At 66.2% G+C, this 21,351-nt stretch carries 17 protein-coding genes; 12 read left to right on the top strand and 5 right to left on the bottom strand.

Annotation, left to right across the window (positions count from 1 at the left end; all coding sequences use genetic code 11):
* The first annotated feature begins 179 nt into the window (after positions 1–179).
* Positions 180–1,142, top strand: coding sequence for a hypothetical protein (locus tag KHP16_RS20985; RefSeq protein ID WP_310794126.1), 963 nt, complete (start codon positions 180–182; stop codon positions 1,140–1,142).
* Positions 1,143–1,229: 87 nt separating this feature from the next.
* Here the strand turns inward: KHP16_RS20985 and KHP16_RS20990 are convergent, their stop codons facing one another.
* Positions 1,230–2,261 (bottom strand): Bug family tripartite tricarboxylate transporter substrate binding protein, encoded by a 1,032-nt coding sequence (locus KHP16_RS20990; RefSeq protein ID WP_179594225.1) that lies wholly within the window; start codon positions 2,259–2,261, stop codon positions 1,230–1,232.
* Between the two features lie 528 nt (positions 2,262–2,789).
* On the opposite strand from KHP16_RS20990, the gene KHP16_RS20995 reads away from it, so the two are divergent.
* Positions 2,790–3,338 carry a ferritin-like domain-containing protein gene (locus tag KHP16_RS20995; protein WP_109583983.1) on the top strand — a complete coding sequence of 183 codons (549 nt, stop codon included), beginning with the start codon at positions 2,790–2,792 and terminating at the stop codon, positions 3,336–3,338.
* A gap of 94 nt (positions 3,339–3,432) precedes the next feature.
* Here the strand turns inward: KHP16_RS20995 and KHP16_RS21000 are convergent, their stop codons facing one another.
* Positions 3,433–5,241, bottom strand: a complete 1,809-nt coding sequence (locus KHP16_RS21000) for an FAD-dependent oxidoreductase (protein ID WP_109583982.1) — start codon at positions 5,239–5,241, stop codon at positions 3,433–3,435.
* 718 nt (positions 5,242–5,959) lie between these two features.
* Between KHP16_RS21000 and KHP16_RS21005 the strand changes: the two genes are divergently transcribed.
* The 6 genes from KHP16_RS21005 to KHP16_RS21030 all read left to right on the top strand — a co-directional run bounded on the left by KHP16_RS21005 (position 5,960) and on the right by KHP16_RS21030 (position 14,104).
* A complete protein-coding gene (locus KHP16_RS21005) occupies positions 5,960–6,589 on the top strand; it encodes a response regulator (RefSeq protein WP_109583981.1) in 630 nt (209 codons plus the stop codon).
* A 3-nt stretch (positions 6,590–6,592) separates the two neighbouring features.
* Positions 6,593–8,536 carry a PAS domain S-box protein gene (locus tag KHP16_RS21010; RefSeq protein ID WP_211961050.1) on the top strand — a complete coding sequence of 648 codons (1,944 nt, stop codon included), beginning with the start codon at positions 6,593–6,595 and terminating at the stop codon, positions 8,534–8,536.
* Positions 8,529–10,154 (top strand): putative bifunctional diguanylate cyclase/phosphodiesterase, encoded by a 1,626-nt coding sequence (locus tag KHP16_RS21015; RefSeq protein WP_109583979.1) that lies wholly within the window; start codon positions 8,529–8,531, stop codon positions 10,152–10,154. Before KHP16_RS21010 ends, KHP16_RS21015 begins: the two co-directional genes overlap by 8 nt.
* Before the next feature lie 256 nt (positions 10,155–10,410).
* Positions 10,411–11,646, top strand: coding sequence for a cyclopropane fatty acyl phospholipid synthase (gene cfa / locus KHP16_RS21020; protein ID WP_179594223.1), 1,236 nt, complete (start codon positions 10,411–10,413; stop codon positions 11,644–11,646).
* A 129-nt stretch (positions 11,647–11,775) separates the two neighbouring features.
* Positions 11,776–12,744, top strand: coding sequence for a patatin-like phospholipase family protein (locus KHP16_RS21025; protein WP_211961051.1), 969 nt, complete (start codon positions 11,776–11,778; stop codon positions 12,742–12,744).
* A gap of 277 nt (positions 12,745–13,021) precedes the next feature.
* Positions 13,022–14,104 (top strand): BON domain-containing protein, encoded by a 1,083-nt coding sequence (locus tag KHP16_RS21030; RefSeq protein ID WP_211961052.1) that lies wholly within the window; start codon positions 13,022–13,024, stop codon positions 14,102–14,104.
* An 8-nt stretch (positions 14,105–14,112) separates the two neighbouring features.
* Here the strand turns inward: KHP16_RS21030 and KHP16_RS21035 are convergent, their stop codons facing one another.
* On the bottom strand, positions 14,113–16,059 hold the full coding sequence (locus tag KHP16_RS21035; protein ID WP_244835932.1) for a methyl-accepting chemotaxis protein: 1,947 nt from the start codon (positions 16,057–16,059) through the stop codon (positions 14,113–14,115).
* 146 nt (positions 16,060–16,205) lie between these two features.
* Entirely contained in the window at positions 16,206–16,970 is a 765-nt protein-coding gene (locus tag KHP16_RS21040; protein ID WP_109583975.1) for an SDR family NAD(P)-dependent oxidoreductase, read from the bottom strand.
* 117 nt (positions 16,971–17,087) lie between these two features.
* Here KHP16_RS21040 and KHP16_RS21045 point away from each other — a divergent pair, with 117 nt between their 5' ends.
* Both KHP16_RS21045 and KHP16_RS21050 read left to right on the top strand, forming a co-directional pair.
* On the top strand, positions 17,088–17,675 hold the full coding sequence (locus KHP16_RS21045) for a TetR/AcrR family transcriptional regulator (RefSeq protein ID WP_109583974.1): 588 nt from the start codon (positions 17,088–17,090) through the stop codon (positions 17,673–17,675).
* 44 nt (positions 17,676–17,719) lie between these two features.
* A complete protein-coding gene (locus tag KHP16_RS21050) occupies positions 17,720–19,027 on the top strand; it encodes an MFS transporter (RefSeq protein WP_211961053.1) in 1,308 nt (435 codons plus the stop codon).
* Positions 19,028–19,040: 13 nt separating this feature from the next.
* On the opposite strand, the gene KHP16_RS21055 is transcribed toward KHP16_RS21050, so the two are convergent.
* Positions 19,041–19,952, bottom strand: a complete 912-nt coding sequence (locus KHP16_RS21055; RefSeq protein ID WP_179594220.1) for a LysR family transcriptional regulator — start codon at positions 19,950–19,952, stop codon at positions 19,041–19,043.
* A 123-nt stretch (positions 19,953–20,075) separates the two neighbouring features.
* On the opposite strand from KHP16_RS21055, the gene KHP16_RS21060 reads away from it, so the two are divergent.
* Complete coding sequence (locus KHP16_RS21060) at positions 20,076–20,498, top strand: VOC family protein (RefSeq protein ID WP_109583971.1); 423 nt, start codon at positions 20,076–20,078, stop codon at positions 20,496–20,498.
* Positions 20,499–20,521: 23 nt separating this feature from the next.
* Entirely contained in the window at positions 20,522–21,268 is a 747-nt protein-coding gene (locus KHP16_RS21065; protein ID WP_211961054.1) for a fumarylacetoacetate hydrolase family protein, read from the top strand.
* Positions 21,269–21,351 lie beyond the last annotated feature (83 nt).

Raw genomic sequence — 21,351 nt, forward strand, 5'->3', positions numbered from 1 at the left:
CAAACGGAAGCGGGGCCGTCGTCCCGGATTGCGGCGACATTTTGCCGTCGAATTCTCGGCATCCGGGACACCGGCCTCATGTGCCGCGGCGTGCCCGCTGGAATCATTGCGGTACGTCCTGCACGGTCCCGCACGGACGTCCTATCACTACCGGAGTCCCGCAAATGGAAGTCGCATCGATGTCAACCGACACACAACGCTACGCCCGCTGTATCGCCGCCTCGCGGCGCATTCGCTGGGATATCGACCAGGACGTCATTCGTCAGCGCAAGTTCGATCTGGCTCACAAATTTCTGCCTGACGGCCTCTCGCTCGTCAACGAGCTGCCGTTCCTCTCCGCTGCGGAGCAGCGTTTCCTGAGTCAGGTGCAGGGCCGCACGTACGCGAACATGTTCCGCCTGGTCGAGCGTTTCGTCGGCGCCAAGGTGCTCGACATCTCGCGCGATCACTGGTTTGGCGATCAGGTGGCACTCGAGGCGCTGGTGCGCTTCACCGACGAGGAACTCAAGCATCAGGAATTGTTTCGCCGGGTCGAACTGCTGGCCGCGGAAGGCATGCCCGAAGGCTATCGATTCGTGCCGGACGCGAACGAGGTCGCCGGGTTCGTACTGGGCAAGCACACGTGGGCCGTGCTCGCGCTGACCTGCCACATCGAACTCGTGTCGCAGGCGCACTATCGCGCGAGCATCGGCACGTCGCCGAACCTGTCGGACCTGTTCAAGGACATCTTCATGTTCCACTGGCGCGAGGAATCGCAGCACGCGATTCTCGACGAGCTCGAGTGGGCGCGCGAGGACGCGCGGCTGTCCGACGAGGAGCGGACGGCCGGCGTGGCCGACATGATCCAGATCGTCGGTGCGCTCGACGCGATTCTCCAGCAGCAGGCGGCGGCCGATACCGCGTATTTCATGGGCGCGATTCGCGGTCGCCACGATGCCCCGCATGCGGCGGAGGTCGAGCACATCGTACTGAAGGCGTACCGCTGGACCTACTTCGTGTCGGGCATGCTCGAGCCGCGGTTCGTGAAGCTGCTGGAATCGATGACGAGCGAAGCGCAACGCGCGAGTATCGACGCCGCGATGGCGCCCCTGCTGTACGCGATGCCCGCCGCGGGGGCCCCGGTGCCCGCGATGGCTGCATAGACGCGCCAGCGGCGTCCCGGTGGGCACGCCCCCTTCCGCTGCAGGCAGGCTGCGGGAGGGGGCGTCGTCCCGGCCGGTGCCGCCGCATCAGTCGTCCTGGATGCCGGCCCGCTGCGCGATCATGCGCATGCGGGGCAGTTCCCTGTCGATGGTGGCCGCGACCTGGCTGGCCGGCGCATATTTCGGCTCAAGCCCGTTGGCAAGCAGCTTCTGCTTGACCTCGGGGTCGGTCATGACCTTCGCGACCGCGCTCTCGAGCTTCGCCTTGACGTCGGCCGGCAATCCGCGCGGCGCGGCAATCGTCACCCATGCATCGGCGTCGAAGCCCGGGTAGCCGGACTCCGCCACCGTGGGCACATCGGGCAGCAGCGATGCGCGCGCATTGCCCATGACGGCAATCGCCTTGAGCTTGCCACTGCGGATATGCGGTAGCGATGCGGCCACCGTATCGAGCGAGAACGGAATCTGCCCGCCGATCAGGTCGGCGATGGCGGGCGCGCTGCCCTTGTACGGGATGTGCTGCAGCTTCATGCCCGTTGCATTGAGCAGCATCTCGCCCGCGAAATGCCCGGTCGTGCCCGTACCGAACGAGCCATAGACGTACTTGCCCGGCGCCGCATTGACCGCGCTGACCATCTGCTTGAGATTGTCTACCGGCACCGCGCGATTGGCGACGAGAATCAGCGGTACGCGCGTGACCTGCCCCACGGGCTCGAAGCTCTTGACTGGGTCGTAGGGCAGGTTCTGCTTGATGGCCGGATTGACGGTGAACGTCGACCCCGAACTGATGAGCAGCGTGTAGCCATCGGGAGCGGCCTTGGAGACATAGCTTGCGCCCACGATGGTCCCCGCGCCGGCGCGGTTCTCGATCACCACGGGCTGGCCCAGCGCCTCGCCCAGCGGCTTGCCGACGACGCGGCCGATGATGTCGACGGCGCCGCCTGCGGGAAACGGCACGACCAGCACGACGGGTTTCGTCGGGAAACCCTCCGCATGCGCGTCGTGTGAGGCCACGGCGAGACACGACAACGCTGCGAGACAGGACAGCGCGGCCGTATGGAGGTGGAGCGGGCGGTGGCGCGCACGGTGGCTAAAGGTACGGCGGAGTGCAGTGATCATGATCGTTCCCTTCTTTCCTTTGGCGTGGACAGGACGCGTGCACGGCGATGAGGCATGGGGACCGTGGCCCGCTGAAATACAGCGTAAAGAGAAAGCCGGGAAACGTGCTTGCGAACAACGCCCGTCGAAGGCCGTCATCGCTGCGAAGATTCCGCTCGGTGCTTACCAAAGTTCTGTCGTGGATACCATGCACGCAATAATGTTCTGTGGTGCATGATCGGGGCGACGCGCGTCGATGCGGCCTGCCACGCGCAATGCCAATGCGCATGCGGGTTGCGCGTTTGACCGGGTCATCGTGCGCACGTCGCGCGCGGCAAGACGAAATTCGGGGGTACCGACGGCCGTTCCGTTTTAGGGAATCGCGCACAAGCGCTGGGCATGTTGGCAAAAAAGAAACCCTTGCAACACGACCATGTAAAAACGCCAACGATGGCGCGCATACCGCCGAGAAATCGCGGTTTCCGGATTGGCATGCATTCTGCGTTCTAGGCAGGTTGCTTATCAAAACCCCACAATCAAGGAGCAGCCATGGCCGACCAACCGTTCCTGACGGATATCAAGACTCTGCGAGAGCGCGCCCGCAAGCACATCGACGAAGGCGCCGTGACGGCCGGTTACGATGCGGAGCGTACGACGGTGATCAACCTGCTCAACGACGCGCTGGCGACGGAAATCGTTTGCACGCTGCGCTATCGCCGCCATTACTTCATGGCGAAGGGCCCGACCTCGAAGAGCGTGGCCGCCGAATTCCTCGAACATTCGAACGAGGAGCAGGGGCACGCGGACCAGATCGCCGAGCGCATCGTGCAGCTCGGCGGCGAGCCGAACTTCTCGCCTGACGGTCTCCTCACGCGCAGCCACGCGGAGTATGTCGAAGGCACGTCGCTGGCCGACATGATCAAGGAAAACCTGGTGGCCGAACGTATCGCGATCGACTCGTATCGCGAGATCGTGCAGTACCTCGGCGACAAGGACCCGACCACGCGACGGATGATGGAAGAGATTCTCGCCGTGGAGGAAGAGCACGCCGACGACATGTCGGACCTGCTGGCCGCCAATACGAACGCGAACCACTGAGCGAACGCGAACCACTGAGCATCGCAAACGAACAAGGGCAAGGCGGATGCCGCGGCGTCCCCTTGCCCTTGCTTGCGCCTGCGCGTCCGGCCCCTCAGGCGACGGTATTCAGCGCCTCCCGGCGCTCGGCTTCCGCGAGAAAGCTGTGGATCTGCGCGACCACCGCCGCACCCTCACCCACCGCGGCCGCGACGCGCTTGGTCGACCCCGACCGCACATCGCCGATCGCGAATACGCCCGGTACGCTCGTCTCCAGCGTATAGATGCCGCCGTCCTCGCCCATCTGGCACTTCTTGCGCGCGGCCGTGCCCGTGAGCACAAAGCCTTTCTCGTCCGTCTTGACGTTGCACGCGCGCAGCCACTCGGTATTCGGTGCGGCGCCGATGAACAGGAACACGTGGCGCACGGGCTTGGTAATCGTTTCCCCGCCCTTGGTGCGGTCGCGATAGCGCACGGACTCGAGCCATCCCTCGCCTTCCATCGCGGTGATCTGCGAATGGGTATGCAAGTGCACGTTGGGCAGGCTCTTGAGGCGATCGATCAGATAGCGCGACATCGTGGCCTCGAGGCCTTCTCCGCGCACGAGGATATGCACCTCCGCCGCGTGCGAAGCGAGGAACACCGCGGCCTGCCCCGCCGAATTGCCGCCGCCGACGAGCATCGCGTGCTCGTCCTTGCATAGCTTGGCCTCGACCGGAGACGCCCAGTAGTAGACGCCGCGGCCTTCATACTGTTCCAGCGATTCGATATCCGCGCGCCGGTATTGCGCGCCGCTCGCGATGACGACCGTACGCGCGGGCACGCGGCGGCCATCCTTGAGTTCGATCTGGATCGGGCTGTCGCCGCAATGGAGCGCCTTGACTTCGAGCGGAATCGCCACGTGCGCGCCGAACTTCTGCGCCTGCACGAAGGCGCGGCCCGCGAGGGCCTGGCCCGAGATGCCGGTCGGGAATCCGAGGTAGTTTTCGATACGCGCGCTGGCGCCCGCCTGCCCGCCCGGCGAGCGGCAGTCGATCACCGCAACAGACAAGCCTTCCGACGCCGCGTACACCGCGGTGGCCAGACCCGCCGGGCCCGCACCCACCACGATCACGTCGTAGACATGGTCCTCCGCGAAAGTCGGCACGATGCCGAGACACGATGCGAGCTGACCTTCGTCCGGCGCGCGCAGCACGCTGCCGTCCGGACAGATCACCATCGGGAAATCGCTCTGCGGCGCGTTGCTGACATCGAGCAGGCCGATCGCGTCGCGGTCCACTTCCACGTCGACGACCTTGTGCGGATAACCATTGCGGCGCAGGAACGCCTGCAGCGCCAGCAGCAACGGCTCGGTGCCGCGGCCGACGAGCACGGGACCGCTGCCGTTCTCGATCAGCCCCACGCGGCGCAGGATCATCGAACGCATGATGCGCTCGCCGAGATCCGCCTCCGCCACGAGCAGCGCGCGCAGGCGGTCCGGCGGCACCACGAGTACCGTCGTGTCTTCGAGCGCGAGCGCATCCACAAGCGTCGGACGGCCGCTCAACTGGCCCACTTCCGCGAGGAACTGGCCGGGCCCTTCGTCGATGATCGGAATGCGGCGGCCCAGGCCGTCGCGATGGATGATCTGTACCTTGCCCGACAGGATCAGATGCATGCCCCGGCCCTTCTCGCCGATGGTGAACAGCATCTCGTCCTTGCGCCACGAATGTTCGGTGCCGAAGCGGCGGACCCGCTCGACCTCGGCCGGTGTCAGCGTGGGGAACATCTGATGACGGCGCGTCGTGAATACCGAGAACGGCGATTCGAGCCCGGAAACCGGCTCCGTATCCGCGCGCGGGCCCGCGTCCAGTGCGACGTCCTGTGCTTCGGGGTTATCCACCGTGCTGCCGACCGTATCCCGATCGTCCTGCGTGATCTCCATGCTTCCCCCTGACAAGGATGCGCGCGCGCCCGTCAGTGCAAGCGTCACGAAAGTTGAAAGATGCTGCGCGGAATCGACGCAACCCGAAGATAGTAGCCCTCCTGCGGTGGAATCGCACTTCAAGAATGTGCACGCGCAACAATTCCGCCCAAATATGCCGCAAGAGGCACTTATTCCTGCTCAACCGCGGAATGCGGACGCGCGGCACTCATGGCCGTTAATTGCGTATCTACCGGACCTTTGTATCGCTATGCGATCGACGGTAAGGATTTTCCTACACGCAAAACCGGATATCCCGATATGGCGGATACGCGCGCCCATGTGAGAATCGCGCCTCCACTGCTGCGATTAATTTCTACGCAATCGCATGCCCCGCCGGCGTGGAATTTCTCCAGCCGGACCGCATATCGCGTTGTATTGGATATTTGTCGCACTGCCCCCGCGCATTACCGGAAAACCCTGAACGTGACCGTGCATCCTTGCAATACGCAAGCGCTTGCGCGCGCCATGACGGGGCAAGCCGAGAAATAATCGGCATGGCGGGATCTGGATACGCGCGAATACATTCCGTGCGTTCCGGCTTTTCGCCCTCGCAAAATCACATTGAATTTTTCAATGCCAGCGATAGCTAATGAACATTGTCTGTAAAGCCGTGCGTCTGCGAAAATCCGCAATCCATTCGCACCGTGTTATCTAGGTGCGGAATCCCGGGAATCCGATGATCAAGATCGTCATTGCCGACGACCACGCCATCGTGCGCAGTGGCCTTCGGCAAATCATTGCCACCACGTCCGATATCGTCGTGCAAGCGGAAGCCGCCGACGGTGTGGAGGTGCTCGCGCGCTTGCGCGAGGCGGTGCCCGACGTGCTGCTGCTGGATCTGTCGATGCCGGGCATCTCGGGAACGGATCTGATTCGCCGGGTGCGCACCGAGCACGCTTCGCTCGGCATTCTCGTGCTCACGATGCACAACGAGGGCCAGTTCGCGTCCCGCGCGCTGCGTGCGGGCGCCACGGGGTACATGACCAAGGACAGCGATCCGGGCGTGCTGCTGGCCGGCATTCGCAAGGTGGCGGCCGGCGGCAAGTTCATCGACCCGTCGCTCGTCGATGCCATGATCTTCGACGCCAACGGCGAAGACGCGCCACCCCATCGCCTGCTGTCCGACCGCGAATTCCAGGTACTGCAGCAGCTCGCGGGCGGCCGCAGCATCAACGACATCGCGGAAGCCTATGCGCTCAGCGCCAAGACCATCAGCACGCACAAGATGCGGCTGATGAAGAAGCTCGGCATCAGCAACAACTCCGAGCTCGTGCGCTACGCGGTCAACCACGGACTTGTGCGCTAGCCCATGACGTTCCAGATGCTAGCCAACGTCTCGACGCCGCCGCTGCGCGACATGCCGCGCGCGTTCGCGCTCGCGGCCGCCTCGGTGGCCACCGCGCTGACGCTGCTCGCGGCCGTGGCCACGCGCAGCGAGCCGCCGGCCGCATCGCTGCTGCTGCTCTCCGTGTTGTTCGCCTCCTGGTATGGCGGGACGCTCGCGGGCATGTTTGCCCTGCTGCTCTCCGTGGGCGCGTTCGATTACTTCTACGTGGGCCAGATGCACCTGTTCGGCGCGCATCTCGCCGAACTGCCGCGACTCGCCGCATTCGTCGTGGCCGCGTCCTGCGTCATCCGGCTGTGCGCGTCGCATCATCGCGCCGTGAGCGAGTTGAAGACCGCGAACGAGAATCTGCTGGAAACCAACGAGCGCCTGACCCGCGTGAACGAGGCGCTCGAGCGTAAGAGCGCGCAGCGGGAGACGCTCAACGAGCGGCTGCGCTGGAGCGAGGCATTCCTGCGCGAGGCTCAGAAGATCAGCCGCACGGGCAGCTGGCGCTGGAGCCTGTCCGACGGCAAGCTCACGTGGTCCGACGAGAATTTCCGGATCTTCGGCTTCTATCCAGGGTTCGAGACACCCGCGCGCGACGCGATCTTCGAGCGCATTCACGAGGAAGACCTCGAACGCCTGCGCGACGTGGTCAGCCGCGCTGTCCAGGCGCATCGCGGCTTCGAATGCGAATACCGCATCCGGCTGCCGAACCGGGCCATCCGGTACGTGCGCGGCGTGGGCCGGCCCATCCAGTGGGAAAACGGCACGCCCGTCGAGTACATCGGTACGACCGTCGACATCACGCGGCAGCGCCAGACCGAGGAACTGCTGCGCCAGAGCGAGGCGGAATTCCGCTCGCTGGCGGAGAATCTGCCCGACGGCATCATCCGCTACGACACCGCGTGCAACCGCCTGTACGTCAACCCCGCGCATGCGCGGCATAGCGGCATTCCGGGCGAGTCCGCGATCCGCATGCCCATCGACTACGGCTGGGCCGGCGAGATTCCCGCGGAAGACTATCGCGCGATGATCCTCGACGTGATGCGCACCGGCACGCCAAGGCAGATCGTGAGCCGCTGGCGCGCGCACGGCAGCGGGGCGGCCCCCGTGCACCTGGCCGTGCACGTGGTGCCCGAGCGCAACGCCGAAGGCGAGACCGTCGGTGCGCTCGCGATCAGCCGCAATATCACCGCGCTCAAGGAAACGGAGCGCCAGCTCGAAGAATCGCGGCAGCTGCTGCGCAGGCTGTCGGACCGCAACGAGACCGTGCGCGAGGAGGAACGCAAGCACCTCGCGCGCGAACTCCATGACGACCTTGCGCAGTACCTGCTGGCCATTCGCATGAACCTGTCCGTGGTTGGCTCGGAGTTCGGCGCGCAGGTGCCCGGCCTGCAGGCACGGACGGTATCGATGATTGGATCGGTCGATACGGCCATCAAGTCGGTGCGCAACGTCATTGCCTCGCTGCGGCCCGCCGTGCTCGACATGGGTGTGCTGCCCGGCCTCGAATGGCTGGTGTCCGATTTTCTTGCGCGCACGGAAACACCGTGCGAACTCGATATCCGCGTGCCCGAAGTGAAGCTCGGCGACAAGGCGGAAATGACGTTCTTCCGCGTGGCGCAGGAATCGCTGCGCAACGTCGCGCGCCACGCGCAGGCCACGGAGGTGCGCGTGGTCTTTCGCCACGCCGACGGCCCGCGGGCCGATGACGCCGGCGGACGCGAACGGGTTGGCGCCTATGTGCTTGAAGTGGAAGACAACGGTGTCGGGTTCGACCCGTCGGTCCAGCGGCCCCGGTGCTTCGGCCTCATGGGTATACAGGAACGCGTGCTGATGCTTGGGGGGACGCTGGAAATCGCCTCCGCCCCCGGCGTCGGTACCACCATACGCGCGGTGATCCCGCATCCGATGCATGAATGACGCCACCCACGCCAGCGGCGACCTGCCGCCCGATGCCAGGCCGGAGGTGCCCGCCGACGCGCGCCACCTCGGCCGCAAGTTCAGCATCGAGGCCCGTCTGTTCGGCCGCTACGACCGCGCGATCGTCTATGCGGTCCTCATCGGCCTCGTGCTCTCCGGCGCCCTGCTGCTGTTCCGGCTGGAGATGGAAGCGCGCGAACTGCTCACGGCCACCGACGGCGATGCGAGCGAGCGGCTGGCTTCCATCACGCGGCAGTTCCACGTGTATATCGTCGGCACGTTCCTGACGGGCCTGTTCATGCTGCACCACGTCCGGGCGCGCTTCCGGCTGGAGGCGAAGCTCGTGCATCAGGCCGATCACGACCCGCTCACGGGACTGCCCAACATGCGCTCGTTCGATGCCGCGCTCCAGGCCGCGCGCACGGGTCCCTACAGCGTAGTGCTCGCATCGATCGACCGCTTCGAGCGCGTGGCGGCGGAGCTCGGCCTTGCCTCGGCGGACCGTCTCATGGCGATGTGCGCGGAGCGGATCGCGCGGGCGTCGCGCCTCCATCGCGGGCACGCGTTCCGGCTCGATGGGGTCAAGCTGGGCATGCTGTTCGTCGGCAAGAGCACGCATCACGACCTCTCGGCCGCGATCTTCGCGGTGCAGGCCGCGATGGCGGAGCCATTCGTGCTGAACCGCCGCGAAGTGTTCCTGAGCATGAGCCTGGGTACCGCCGAGGCCCCGGCCGATGCCGGTGGACCGGGCGAACTGATCCGCAACGCGAGCACCGCGCTACAGGCCGCGCAGGCCTATGGCGGCGATACGCACGTACGCTACAGCCCCGACCTGCAATCGATCCGTTCGGAAAAGCTCTGGATGGAAGCCGCGCTGAATCACGCGATCGAACGCGGCGAGATGACGCTCCATTATCAACCGCAGCAACGACTGCGCGACGGGCGGCTGGCGGGCTTCGAGGCCCTGCTGCGGTGGCAGCACGACGGCCGTTCGATCTCGCCGTCCGACTTCATTCCCCTCGCGGAAGAGTCCGGGCAGATCATCGCGATCGGCGACTGGGTGCTGCGCGAAGCGTGCGCGCAGGCGCGCGCGTGGCGCGAACGGTTCCGTTGCCCGATCGTCGTGGCCATCAACATCTCGCCGCGCCAGTTCCAGCATCCAGGATTTCTTGCAGGCGTCCGCCGCGTCATCGACGAGACCGGCGTGTCGCCGGCCGACATCGAACTCGAGATCACCGAGGGGATGATGCTCGAGCGGGCCGAAAAGGTCATCGCATTGCTCAATGAACTGCGCGCGCTCGGCGTACGCATCGCGATCGACGACTTCGGCACGGGATATTCGAGCCTGTCTTACCTGACGCGCCTCCCGATCGACCGCCTGAAGATCGATCGCGCCTTCATCCAGGGTATTGCGCACGATCCGCGCAATGCCAGCGTGGTGCAGGCCGCGATCAGCCTCGGCCACAACCTGGGCCTGTCCGTGCTGGCCGAAGGCGTGGAGTCCTGCGCGCAGCGCGACTGGCTCACCGGACTCGACTGCGACGAGATACAGGGCTTCGTCTATGGCCGCCCGCTTCCGGCCGCCGCGGCGGAAAGTTTCCTTCGTAACCGTTGCTGACATGCCGTCAGCAGCTGCCGACCCTTTGCAGACCTGCCGCCCGCTTCCGCTGATCCCCGGCGGAATGCGGGCGTTTTTCATGGTTCATACCATTGTCTACATTGCGGCCGTGACGAAGCTGACGTACTTTTAAGCACAAGTTGCAACACAGAGGCATAATGGACGCGGCCGCACGCCGGCCACACGTCGTCGAAGTTTCGGCTCACCGCCGCTAAGTCTTTCGCTTAGTTTCCGCTTGAAATGGGAGGAAGTTCCGATGCAAAACGGGCATGCAGACTATCGTTCGGCCACCCCACCGGGCCCGGTCCCCGGCGTTCCGCCGCAACCGTTATCCGGCCATGGGGCCTCGCCTCCGCGGCCGTCCGCTGCCAGCACGGAACCACCCTCCGTCATCGTTGACATCCTCTCCCACGCCGACGTCCGCCTCAATGGCGACCGTCCCTGGGACATCCGCGTTCTCAATCCCCGGCTCTATCACCGCATCCTGACCAGCTGGTCCCTCGGTTTTGGCGAGGCCTACATGGATGGCGACTGGGAATGCGACGATCTCGACGGCCTCTTCACGCGCCTGCTGACCACCAACATCGAATCCGCCGCCGTGGGCCGCGCGCGCGCGCGCCTGCTGTTCGAGCATCTGCGCCACCGCGTGATGAACCTCCAATCGCGCAACCGCGCGTTTCAAGTGGGCGAGCAGCACTACGACGCGGGCAACGACATCTTCGAAGCGATGCTCGACTCGCGCATGATCTACTCGTGCGCATACTGGGCCAACGCCTCGACGCTTGAGGAGGCCCAATACGCCAAGCTGGACATGATCTGCCGCAAGCTGGAACTGAAGCCCGGCGAGACGCTGCTCGACATCGGCTGCGGCTGGGGTGGCCTGGCCCGCTTTGCGGCCGAACACTACGGCGCGCACGTCACGGGCGTCACGGTCTCCAAAGAACAGCTCGCGCTCGCGCAGGAACGTTGCAAGGGCCTGCCCATCGACCTGCGCCTGCAGGACTATCGCGAACTGCAGGGCAAATTCGACAAGATCGTGTCGGTTGGCATGTTCGAACATGTGGGTCCGAAAAACTACCCCGTGTATTTCGATACCGTGCAGCGGCTGCTGGCCCCGGAAGGCCTCTTCCTGCTGCATACCATCGGCATCGACGTGCGCAGCGCGGGCACCGATCCCTGGATCGACAAGTACGTCTTCCCCAACGGCAAGCTGCCCGCGGCCACCGAGATCGCCGATGCGGTCGAGAACCGCTTCCTGATCGAGGACTGGCACAACTTCGGACGCGACTACGATCGCACGCTGATGGCGTGGTGGGACAACTTCGTCCGCGCGTGGCCGTCCCTGCAGCACAAGTATGGGGACCGCTTCTACCGGATGTGGAAGTACTACCTGCTGGTCTGCGCGGCGTTCTTCCGCTCGCGGCAGGGGCAGTTGTGGCAGGTGGTGCTGACCCATCGGGGCCGTCAGTCGATGTATCGATCGGTCCGCTGAGGCACCCCGTCACGGGCGGGATGCGGCCCGCCCCGGCTTTTCCCTCTTTTGGGCGACGCCGAAGTGGCCTATGCTGTCGCACAACGACAAACATGAGAGCCATGCGGGCGATGGTGCGCCGCAACGAACATGGAAAAAACCGCATTCGTATTCGCCGGTGGGGGTAGCCTGGGAGCCATCGAGGTCGGCATGCTGCGCGAACTCGTGGGCTGGGGCGTCAAGCCCGATATGGTGGTCGGCGCGTCCGCCGGCGCCATCAACGGCGCCTACTTCGCCTGCCATCCCCATGCCGAGGGCACCGCAAAGCTGGAGGGCCTGTGGCGTAGCATTCGCCGTGCGGAGGTCCTGCCCTGGTCATGGCGCAGCATGTTCGGCATGCTCGGCGGCAAGCGTGGCCACCTGGTCGAATCGCTGGGCCTGCAACGCCTGTTGTCCCGGCATTTCGGCGACTCGCGCGTCGAGCACGCATCGCTGCCGCTCCACGTCGTCGCCACGGACATGCATTCGGGCGACGAGGTCGTGCTGTCCTCGGGCAGCATCGTCGATGCGGTACTCGCGAGCGCCGCGATTCCCGGCGTATTCCCGCCCGTCAACGTCGATGGCCGCGCGCTGATCGATGGCGGCGTGGCGAACAACACGCCGGTGTCCACCGCGGTCCGCCTGGGCGCGACGCGCATCGTCGTGCTGCCCGCTGGCTTCGCCTGCGCGGAACGCCGGCCGCCGCGCGGCGCCGTCGAACACGCGCTCAACGCGCTGTCGCTGCTGGTGGCGCGCCAGCTCGTGCACGATCTGGAACGCTGGCGCGACCACGCGCATATCGCCGTGGTGCCGCCGCTCTGTCCGCTCGACGTCTCCCCCTACGATTACACGCGCTGCGGCGAGCTGATCGACCGCGCGGCCAGCGCGACGGTGGCGTGGCTTCGCGCGGACGGCCTGTCGAGCTGCCGCGTGCCGGGCGCGCTGGAACCGCACGAGCACGACGAGTCGTCGCCGAGCTGCAGCGCCGACATCACGGGCGTGGCGCCGCAGGCCGGCCAGGCCGGCGTCGGACAGGCCGGTGTCGGGCAGACCCACTCGCACCCGCACTCGCACGGCTGAGCATCCCACCCGGCGCCGCCCCACGTCTCCTCCCCCTCCCCCGCAGGCAGTCTTTACAAGCCGTGCGGCATCCTTGCACGGGTGCCGCGGGGACTTCGCCAAGCCTTTCCGCGCATAGAGTGCCGCCAACGCCGCTCATCCGGCCCCACGCCGCGGGATAGCGCGCGCTTCCGCACATGCCGCGCCCGCGGTACGGTTCTTGCCGCTCATCCTTCCTGCCGGCCACCGGGCGCTCGCCCGTTGGCCATCCCGCAACCACAGGAGATCAGCAATGGGCATGAACGATACCGGACGGTACCGCCCGGGCCAGGACCCGACCTGGCGGGCATACGGCGAAATTCGCAACGACGCGCGTGACGACAGCGATCCGCCGTGGGAAGGCACGCAAGGCGACCGTCAACCGCGAGGCGACTGGCGCGATCGGGGCGGCCGTGGCGACATCCGCGACACCACCACGCGCCGTCAGGGCAGCGATCTGCGCTACGGCATGAACGGTGGCTACGGCCAGGAAACGTGGGCCGACGACGATGCGTCATGGTCCGACGTGGTGGAGGACGACTGGGGCGAACTGCGCCCTCACATGTTCCGCAACCGCGATCAGGAACGGTCGCGTTCGCAGCCGATGCGCCGCCAGAGCATGGCGCACGACGACCGTCCCTACGGCCGCGATACGCACTACGACGAACTGCGCAGCGATCGCCGCTATTGGACGGATCCCGGCTACGGCAGCGACGATCGCGGCGCCTCCCGTGACCCCTCCCGTTACCGCGAAGACGCGCGCCGCGCGTTCGAGAGCAGCGACTTCCAGCCCGATGAAGACCGCGGCATGCTGTACAACCTCGGCCACCGCATCGGCGAGGTCCTGGGCGAGTGGTTCGGCACCGCGTCGGACGACCGCGCCGGGGAACGGGCTTACGAGCGCGCCGGGGAGCGGGCTTACGACCGCTCCTACGACCGCTCTTACGATCGCTCTTACGACCGCTCCTCCGATCGCGCGGGCAGCGACCGCTGGGACGACAGCCGTGCCGAACGCTACGGCGAACGGCTGGGCGAACGGTTCGGCGATCGCGCGAGCGGGCGCCGCGCGGGCCCGCGCAACTTCAAACGCAGCGACGAGCGCATCCGCGACGAGATCTGTGAACGGCTCACGTTCGCGAGCGGCGTGAACGTACGCGACGTCAGCGTCGACGTCAGCAATGGCGTCGTGACGCTGAACGGCACCGTCGAGCGCCGCGCGCAGAAGTACGACATCGAGGATATCGCCGACAACACGTTCGGCGTGACCGAGGTGGAGAACAATATCCGCGTGGAACGCCAGCCGACCGATGACACCATCTCGGCCGGCTTCAATGGCGCATAGTCGCCGCGTCAGACGCTGGTGAGCCGGAACACGCTCACCGACCGCTCCATGCGCAGGGCCTGCTCATGCAGGGCCTGCGCGGCGGCGGCGGCCTCTTCGACAAGCGCGGCGTTCTGCTGCGTGACCTGATCCATCTGCGTCACCGCCTGGTTGACCTGTGCAATGCCGCTGCTCTGTTCGTGAGACGCGGTGCTGATCTCGTCCATCATCGATGTCACGCGGCGCACGGCCGCCACGATCTCGTGCATGGTGTCGGCGGTCTCCCCGGCGAGCGCGTTGCCCGATGCCACACGCTGAACCGACTGCGAGATCAGCGTGCGGATCTCCTTCGCCGAGTTGGCCGCGCGTTGCGCGAGGCTGCGGACTTCGCTCGCCACGACAGCGAAGCCTCGCCCGTATTCGCCCGCGCGCGCGGCTTCCACCGCCGCGTTGAGCGCGAGGATATTCGTCTGGAACGCGATGCTGTCGATGACGGCAATGATCTCGACGATGCGGCGCGAATCCGCTTCGATCTCGCCCATCGTCTCGCGCATGCGCGCCACGGAGGCACCGCCATCGCTCGCGATGCGCGATGCCTCGCCCGCGAGTTCGCTCGCCTGCTTTGCATTGCCGGCGTTCTGCTGGACGATCGAAGTCAGCTGCTCCATGCTCGCGGCGGTCTGTTCGAGCGAGGATGCCTGCTCCTCGGTCCGCTGCGACAGGTCGGTGTTGCCCTGCGCGATCTCGTTGGCCGCCACGAGCACGTTCTGCGCGCCCTCCTTCGTGTCGCCGATGAGCCCGCGCAGCGTCCCCACCATCGACATCAGATGCCGCTTCACTTCACTGAGCTCATCGCGGCCGCGCGCTTCCACGCTGACCCCGAGATCGCCGGCATTGATGCGCGTGACCAGCTCCGCCACGTCCCGCACGTCCTCGCGCATCCCTACGCTGAATCCCGCGAAGAGATAGCAGGCCGTGCCTACCGTGAGCAGCGCCACGACGCCGAGCAGGATCAGTTGCCGCTGCTCGCCTGCCATCCGCGCGTCGAGCATTTCACGCGTGAGCGCCGCGAACTCGTGCATGACGTCGGACACCCCGTCGATCGCCGCGGTACCTTCCGCGAAATAGTTCTTCGCATCGATGGTGATACCGCTGGAGCCGAGCATGCTCACCTTCATCGTGCGATAGAAGTTGTCCATCGCGGCCAGCTTCTTCGCGGCGGCTTCCACACGCTCGCGGTACGCCGGGGCGCCGCGCGCGACGCGTCCCACGTCGCGCCGCACGGACTCGAGGCTGTCCTGAATCTGTTCGGCCAGCGTGGCCAGCTCCGCCTGCTGGGTGGCATCCGCGAAGCCGCCGCGCGCGATGATGCCGGCGCCACGGCCGCGCGCGAGCGCGCCGAGTTCGGCAAGGCGCGGCATCGGCGAGACCATCAGGTTGATCAGGTAGTACGAGCCCGCGTCGGGATCGAGCGCGAGCGACGAACGGTCGGCGACATCGCCGACGAACAGCCGCGTCTGCTTGACCAGCACGCTATGCCGGTCGAACAGCGGCGGCGCGGGCGTATTGAGACCGAGGCGGCGGATCTGCTGCCATGCCTCGTCGAGCTTGCGGGCATCCGCCTCCACGGCGAAGTCCGGCGCCTTCGCGACATCGGCGAGCAACGCGGCGAGATGATCGGCGGCTTTGGCGTCGGCCTGATCGAACGTCGCCTGGAAGCTCTTGTTGCCGGAGAGCACGCCATTGGCGGCGCCGCGGCGCACCTGCGTCTCGCGCATGAAATCGAGCGCTCGCTCGACGATGACGAGTCCGCGCAATTCGTCGCGCGTGGAACCGATGGCCTGCACGGATTGCGCGAACACGGCGAACAGCGCGCCCCCGAGCGGAATCAGGAACAGCGCCGTCAGCAGCAGGAGCTTGCGATGGATCGAGAGACGCGCCATCAGGCGCACGGCGGGGGACAGAAAGGCGGGCACGACGCTCCTTGGATCGACGGGATATCGGGATTGACAGCCCGTGTATCGGCCGCGAATCCAAGGATTGAAGCGTTATTTTTGCGCCGCACACATGCGGTGCAAAGAGGACGCGTGGGCGGTCGAGAAAGCGCGAAGACGGTGCACGTTCAAGCGGTGATGCCGCCATCGACACCGATCGACTGGCCGCTGATGTAGCGGCCCGCCGGAGAGGCGAGCAACAGCGCCAGGCCGGCCACGTCATCGGCTTCGGCGATGCGGCGCATCGGAATATTGCCCGCGAGCATCTTCTCGCGTTCGGGATCGCCCCACAGCGCGTCGCGCGAGAAGTCGGTACGCACGGGACCGGGGTTGATGCTGTTCACGTTGATGTTGTGCGGGCCCAGCGTCTGCGCGAAGTTGCGCATCAGCATGTCGATGGTGGCCTTGGACACGCTGTACAACGCGAGCATCGGCGAGCTGCGGCGCGCGGCGATGCTCGACATGAAAGTGATGGAGCCGTCGCGGCGCTCGATCATTTGCGGCGCCAGCGCATTCACAAGCTCGAGGTTGCCGCGCACGTTGCCCGCGATCACGTCGTCGAGCTTGTCGGCGCCCTGGCCAAGGATCGTTCCCACCACGGCGCTGGCGGCTGCATTGAGGACCAGCGCGTCAACACGGCCATAAGTCGCCAGAGCGGCCTCGGCAAACTTCGCCACGCTCGCGCTGTCCGCGATGTCGCAGGGGATGCCCGTGGCGGTGATGCCTGACGCCTTCAACTCGGCGGCGACTTTCTCGGATACCTCGGCGCTGCGGCCGGACACGATGACCTTCGCGCCGGCTTCACCGAGCGCGCGGGCCATGGCGAGGCCCATGCCTTTGGTGGAACCAGTGAGGACGGCCACGCGGCCGGACATATCGAACAGTTTGGACACGACTATCTCCTTTGGGCAGGTCAGTGCGGAACACTAATGGATGACATATAACATCTATTGAATAAAGTATGTTCATCATTTAAGATGGCGTCAAGTTCAAATTTCGAGGGGGGTCTCATGGCACGCGCATCCCGGGCAGTCGCCGACCAACACAAGATCGACATCGAGCGTTCGTCGTCGAGGCTGTTCAAGGAGTATGGACTCCATGGCGTGACCGTGGCGCAGGTCATGGCCGACGCGGGTCTCACGCACGGCGGGTTCTACGGGCACTTCCGCTCGAAGGACGAACTCGCCGCAATTGCCTGCGCCCGCGCCTTCGCGGAGTCCGGCGAACGCTGGTCGCGGCGGATCGCCGAGGCGAACGGCGACGGCCGCGAAGCGCGCCGCCGGCTGATGGACCCCTATCTCACCCAAAACCACCGCGACCACGCCGCCGACGGCTGCACCGCCGCCGCGCTCACCGGCGACGTCGCGCGCGAGCCCGCGGACAAGCCGATTCGCGATGTCTACGTGGCGGGCGTGCGCGAGATGGTCGACGCCTGGCGCGGGACGTTGCCCAATCCCGACAGTCCTGAAGCCAACGACACCGCGCTTGCGCAAATCGCGCTACTCATCGGTACGATGGCGATTGCGCGCGCTTCGCGCGGCGATCCGCTTTCCGATGCCATCATCGAGGCGGCGCGCCGCCAGCTCCTCCAGCCATGATTTCCATGCTTTAACTCCCATCCACCTGCCAGACAAGACCACACATGTTCGCGCACGCCCTATCCCGCCGGCTCGACCGGCACGGCATTCACTACGCGTGGCTGATCGCCATCGTCACGTTCTGCGTGATGCTCACCACGTCCGCCTCGCTCGGCCTGCCCGGTGCGTTCCTCAAGCCGCTGACGAAGGAGATGGGGTGGGACACCGACCAGATCTCGTCCATCCTCGCGTTCCGCTTTGCGCTGTTCGGATTGATGGCCCCGTTCTCGGCCATCCTGATGGAACGCTTCGGCGTCCGTAACGTCGTCTGCGCGGCGCTCGCGATGATCGGCGCCGGCATGGCGCTGGCCACCGTCGCCACCGAACTGTGGCAACTGTTCCTCGCGTGGGGGCTGCTGCTCGGCATTGGCTCGGGCATGACCGCGCTGGTGCTGGCCGCTGTGGTGGCCAACCGGTGGTTCCATGCGCGCCGCGGCCTCGTCATCGGCCTGCTGACGGCAAGTTCGGCCACGGGGCAGCTGGCGTTCCTGCCGGTGGCCGCCTGGCTGATCGAACATATGGGCTGGCGTGTCGCCGTGCTGCCGGTGCTCATCGCCTGCGCGGTGCTGGCATGCGCGGTGTTCGCCTTCATGCGTAACCGGCCGTCGGACATCGGCAAACCCGCCTTCGGAGAATCGCCCGCCGCGGTTGCCGCGCCTGCCGCGCCGCCTGCTCCCCAGGCGCCCCTCACGCTGCGTGGACCGTTCGTCGTGCTCGCCGAAGCGATGCGCAATCCGACGTTCTGGATTCTCGCCGGCACATTCTTCATCTGCGGCCTGTCCACGAACGGCCTGATCCAGACGCACTTCATCTCGCTCTGCGCGGACTACGGCATGTCCGCCGTGCCGGCCGCCTCGGCGCTGGCCATGATGGGCGCGTTCGACTTCGTCGGCACCATCCTCTCGGGCTGGCTGTCCGACCGCTACGACAGCCGCAAGCTGCTGTTCTGGTATTACGCGCTGCGCGGCCTCTCGCTGTTCTGGCTTCCGCATTCGACGTTCACGCTGTACGGCCTCTCGATCTTCGCAATGTTCTATGGGCTCGACTGGATCGCCACCGTGCCGCCGACCATCAAGCTGGCGGGCAGCGCCTTTGGCCGCGACCGCGCGCCCATGGTATTCGGCTGGATCTTCGCGGCCCACCAGATCGGCGCGGCCACGGCGGCGTTCGGCGCCGGGCTGTCGCGGACGATGCTGCTGACCTATGCGCCGGCGCTCTACGTCGCGGGCGGCGCGTGCCTCATCGCCGCGCTGATGGCGCTGTCCGTGCGCCGGGCCCAGCCTGCCCCTCAGGCGCAGCCCAGCAACGCCTGAACGCGTCGAAGGCTCATGCCGGAGCGCGCCATCGCGCGCTCTCGGCCTCCAGCGCCTCGATCAGCGCGGCCACGGACTCGCGCCTGAGCGCGGTCTGGCGGACCAGCACCCCGATCTCGCGCTGCGGCGGGGGCCCCGGCATCCGGAGCAGCGCCACCTGCGGGGTCGCGTGCACGGGCACGAGCGCCGCCGGCAAAATCGCGCATCCGAGTCCTTCCGCCACCATCTGCAGGATCACCGCGGGCTCGTCGAGCTCCATGCCCTCCCTTACCCATAAGCGGTGCCGCCGCAGATAACGGTCCACGAGCTGTCCGCCGGTCGAATGGCGGTTGTAGCGAATGAAAGGCATCGTCGGCAGGATGTCGGCGAGATCAGCGAGGGCGGCGGAATCCTGCGCCGGCGCGACGGCGCCGGCCGGCGCGATCGCCACGAACGGCTCGTTCAGCAGATGGACCCATTTGAGCTCGGGCGGAATCCCGAGCCGCGGGCGCACCAGCACCGCGATATCCAGCTCGCGCGCATCCACCTGGGTGAGCAATTGCGTGGACATGCCGGGTACCACGTTGACGTGGGTGTTGGGAAAACCCGCGCGAAACCGCTGCATCGCCTTCGGCAACAGCGTGGACTGCACCGTCGAGACCGCGCCGAGGTCCAGGGGCGCGAGGTCCGGCTGCCCGCGGCTGCCCGCGCCTTTCATCGACGCATAGAGCGCCACGAAGCGCGTTGCGTCGTCCAGCAGCCGCCGCCCGTCCTCGCTCAGCGCCACCGACTTGCCCGTGCGGTCGAAGAGCTGGCATCCCAGTTCCTCCTCGAGCCGGCGGATCTGCATGCTGACGGCGGACTGCGTCAGGCCAAGCCGCGCGCCTGCGGCGGAGAAGGACGCCGTCTCTGCGGCAACAAGGAAGGTCTGGAAATAGCGGATCAACGCGACACTCGGGAATCGGACGGTATATCAAAAAGGCTGATGCTCAGGCCAATAATCATTCGTTTCATATTACGCAGGCTTCTGCTTACAATCAACGCCAGTCCCTACCACCTCAGCCAGAACATGAGCGCTATTCCGTTGTTCCACCTCGCCTTTCCCGTCCACGACCTCGCCAGCGCGCGCGCGTTCTACGGCGACCTGCTCGGTTGTCCCGAAGGCCGCAGTTCCGACGCCTGGGTCGATTTCGATTTCTACGGCCACCAGATCGTCGCGCACCTGTCGCCCGACGAGTGCGGCCATCGCGGCAACAGCGCGGTGGACGGCCATGACGTGCCCGTGCGCCACTTCGGCGCGATTTTGTCGATGGAACAGTGGGAGGCACTGGCGGACAAGCTGCGCGCCGTGGACACCAAGTTCGTGATCGAGCCGTACGTGCGGTTCAAGGGCGAAGTGGGCGAACAGGCCACGATGTTCTTCCTCGATCCGTCGGGCAACGCGCTCGAATTCAAGGCTTTCGGCGACCTGTCGCAGGTCTTCGCCAAGTAATCCATCCTACAAAGAGTCAAGCCATGACCGCCGACACCACCACCGAGACCAACGCCGAGACCACCGCCGAAACCACTGAATACGTCATTGCGCCCGCCCCGCGGGCCAGCATTGCCGTGGCGGACAGCCATGCGCGCTTCCCGATCCGCCGCGTCTTCTGCGTCGGCCGCAACTACGCGGCGCACGCGCGCGAAATGGGCAAGGATCCGGATCGCGAACCGCCGTTCTTCTTCACCAAGCCCGCGGATGCGGTGGTGGCGGCCGAGGGCACGGTGCCCTATCCGCCGCTGACCGAAAACCTCCACCACGAGATCGAACTCGTCGTCGCGCTTGGCAAGGGCGGCCGCAACGTGAGCCCGTCCCAGGCGCTCGACCTCGTGTGGGGCTACGCGGTGGGCGTCGACCTCACGCGACGCGATCTGCAGGACGTGGCCAAGAAGATGAGCCGTCCCTGGGACTGGTCCAAGGCCTTCGACGCCTCGGGCCCGTGCGGTCCGCTGCAGCCGGTCTCGCGTATCGGGCATCCCGAGAAAGGCGCGATCTGGCTCAAGGTCAACGGCGAGGAACGTCAGGTTGGCGACCTCGACGAACTGATCTGGCCCGTGGCGGACGTCATCGCCTATATCTCCGAGAGCATGGAACTGGCCCCCGGCGATGTGATCTTCACGGGCACGCCGGCCGGCGTCGGCGCGCTGCTGCCGGGCGACAAGGTCACCGCGGGCGTCGATGGCGTGGGGGAAATCGCGTTCAAGGTGGGTCAGCGCGGCTGATCTCCCGACGGCGCGGCAGTTTTGGCGGCTCTGGCGCAGCAATGTGCCGGAGCCGTTTTTCCTTGTGAATCAGAGCGTTGAGG

Origin of the sequence: Cupriavidus plantarum (assembly GCF_905397285.1) — a bacterium.
Lineage (GTDB): Bacteria > Pseudomonadota > Gammaproteobacteria > Burkholderiales > Burkholderiaceae > Cupriavidus > Cupriavidus plantarum.

What these genes read in the sequence shown, in the direction of transcription:
- KHP16_RS20990 (WP_179594225.1), bottom strand. Translation starts at nt 2,261, where the DNA reads ATGATCACTGCACTCCGCCGTACCTTTAGCCACCGTGCGCGCCACCGC.
- KHP16_RS21060 (WP_109583971.1), top strand. Translation starts at nt 20,076, where the DNA reads ATGAGCGCTATTCCGTTGTTCCACCTCGCCTTTCCCGTCCACGACCTC.
- KHP16_RS20995 (WP_109583983.1), top strand. Translation starts at nt 2,790, where the DNA reads ATGGCCGACCAACCGTTCCTGACGGATATCAAGACTCTGCGAGAGCGC.
- KHP16_RS21030 (WP_211961052.1), top strand. Translation starts at nt 13,022, where the DNA reads ATGAACGATACCGGACGGTACCGCCCGGGCCAGGACCCGACCTGGCGG.
- KHP16_RS21050 (WP_211961053.1), top strand. Translation starts at nt 17,720, where the DNA reads ATGTTCGCGCACGCCCTATCCCGCCGGCTCGACCGGCACGGCATTCAC.
- KHP16_RS21045 (WP_109583974.1), top strand. Translation starts at nt 17,088, where the DNA reads ATGGCACGCGCATCCCGGGCAGTCGCCGACCAACACAAGATCGACATC.
- KHP16_RS21010 (WP_211961050.1), top strand. Translation starts at nt 6,593, where the DNA reads ATGACGTTCCAGATGCTAGCCAACGTCTCGACGCCGCCGCTGCGCGAC.
- KHP16_RS20985 (WP_310794126.1), top strand. Translation starts at nt 180, where the DNA reads ATGTCAACCGACACACAACGCTACGCCCGCTGTATCGCCGCCTCGCGG.
- KHP16_RS21015 (WP_109583979.1), top strand. Translation starts at nt 8,529, where the DNA reads ATGAATGACGCCACCCACGCCAGCGGCGACCTGCCGCCCGATGCCAGG.
- KHP16_RS21065 (WP_211961054.1), top strand. Translation starts at nt 20,522, where the DNA reads ATGACCGCCGACACCACCACCGAGACCAACGCCGAGACCACCGCCGAA.
- cfa (WP_179594223.1), top strand. Translation starts at nt 10,411, where the DNA reads ATGCAAAACGGGCATGCAGACTATCGTTCGGCCACCCCACCGGGCCCG.
- KHP16_RS21005 (WP_109583981.1), top strand. Translation starts at nt 5,960, where the DNA reads ATGATCAAGATCGTCATTGCCGACGACCACGCCATCGTGCGCAGTGGC.
- KHP16_RS21000 (WP_109583982.1), bottom strand. Translation starts at nt 5,241, where the DNA reads ATGGAGATCACGCAGGACGATCGGGATACGGTCGGCAGCACGGTGGAT.
- KHP16_RS21025 (WP_211961051.1), top strand. Translation starts at nt 11,776, where the DNA reads ATGGAAAAAACCGCATTCGTATTCGCCGGTGGGGGTAGCCTGGGAGCC.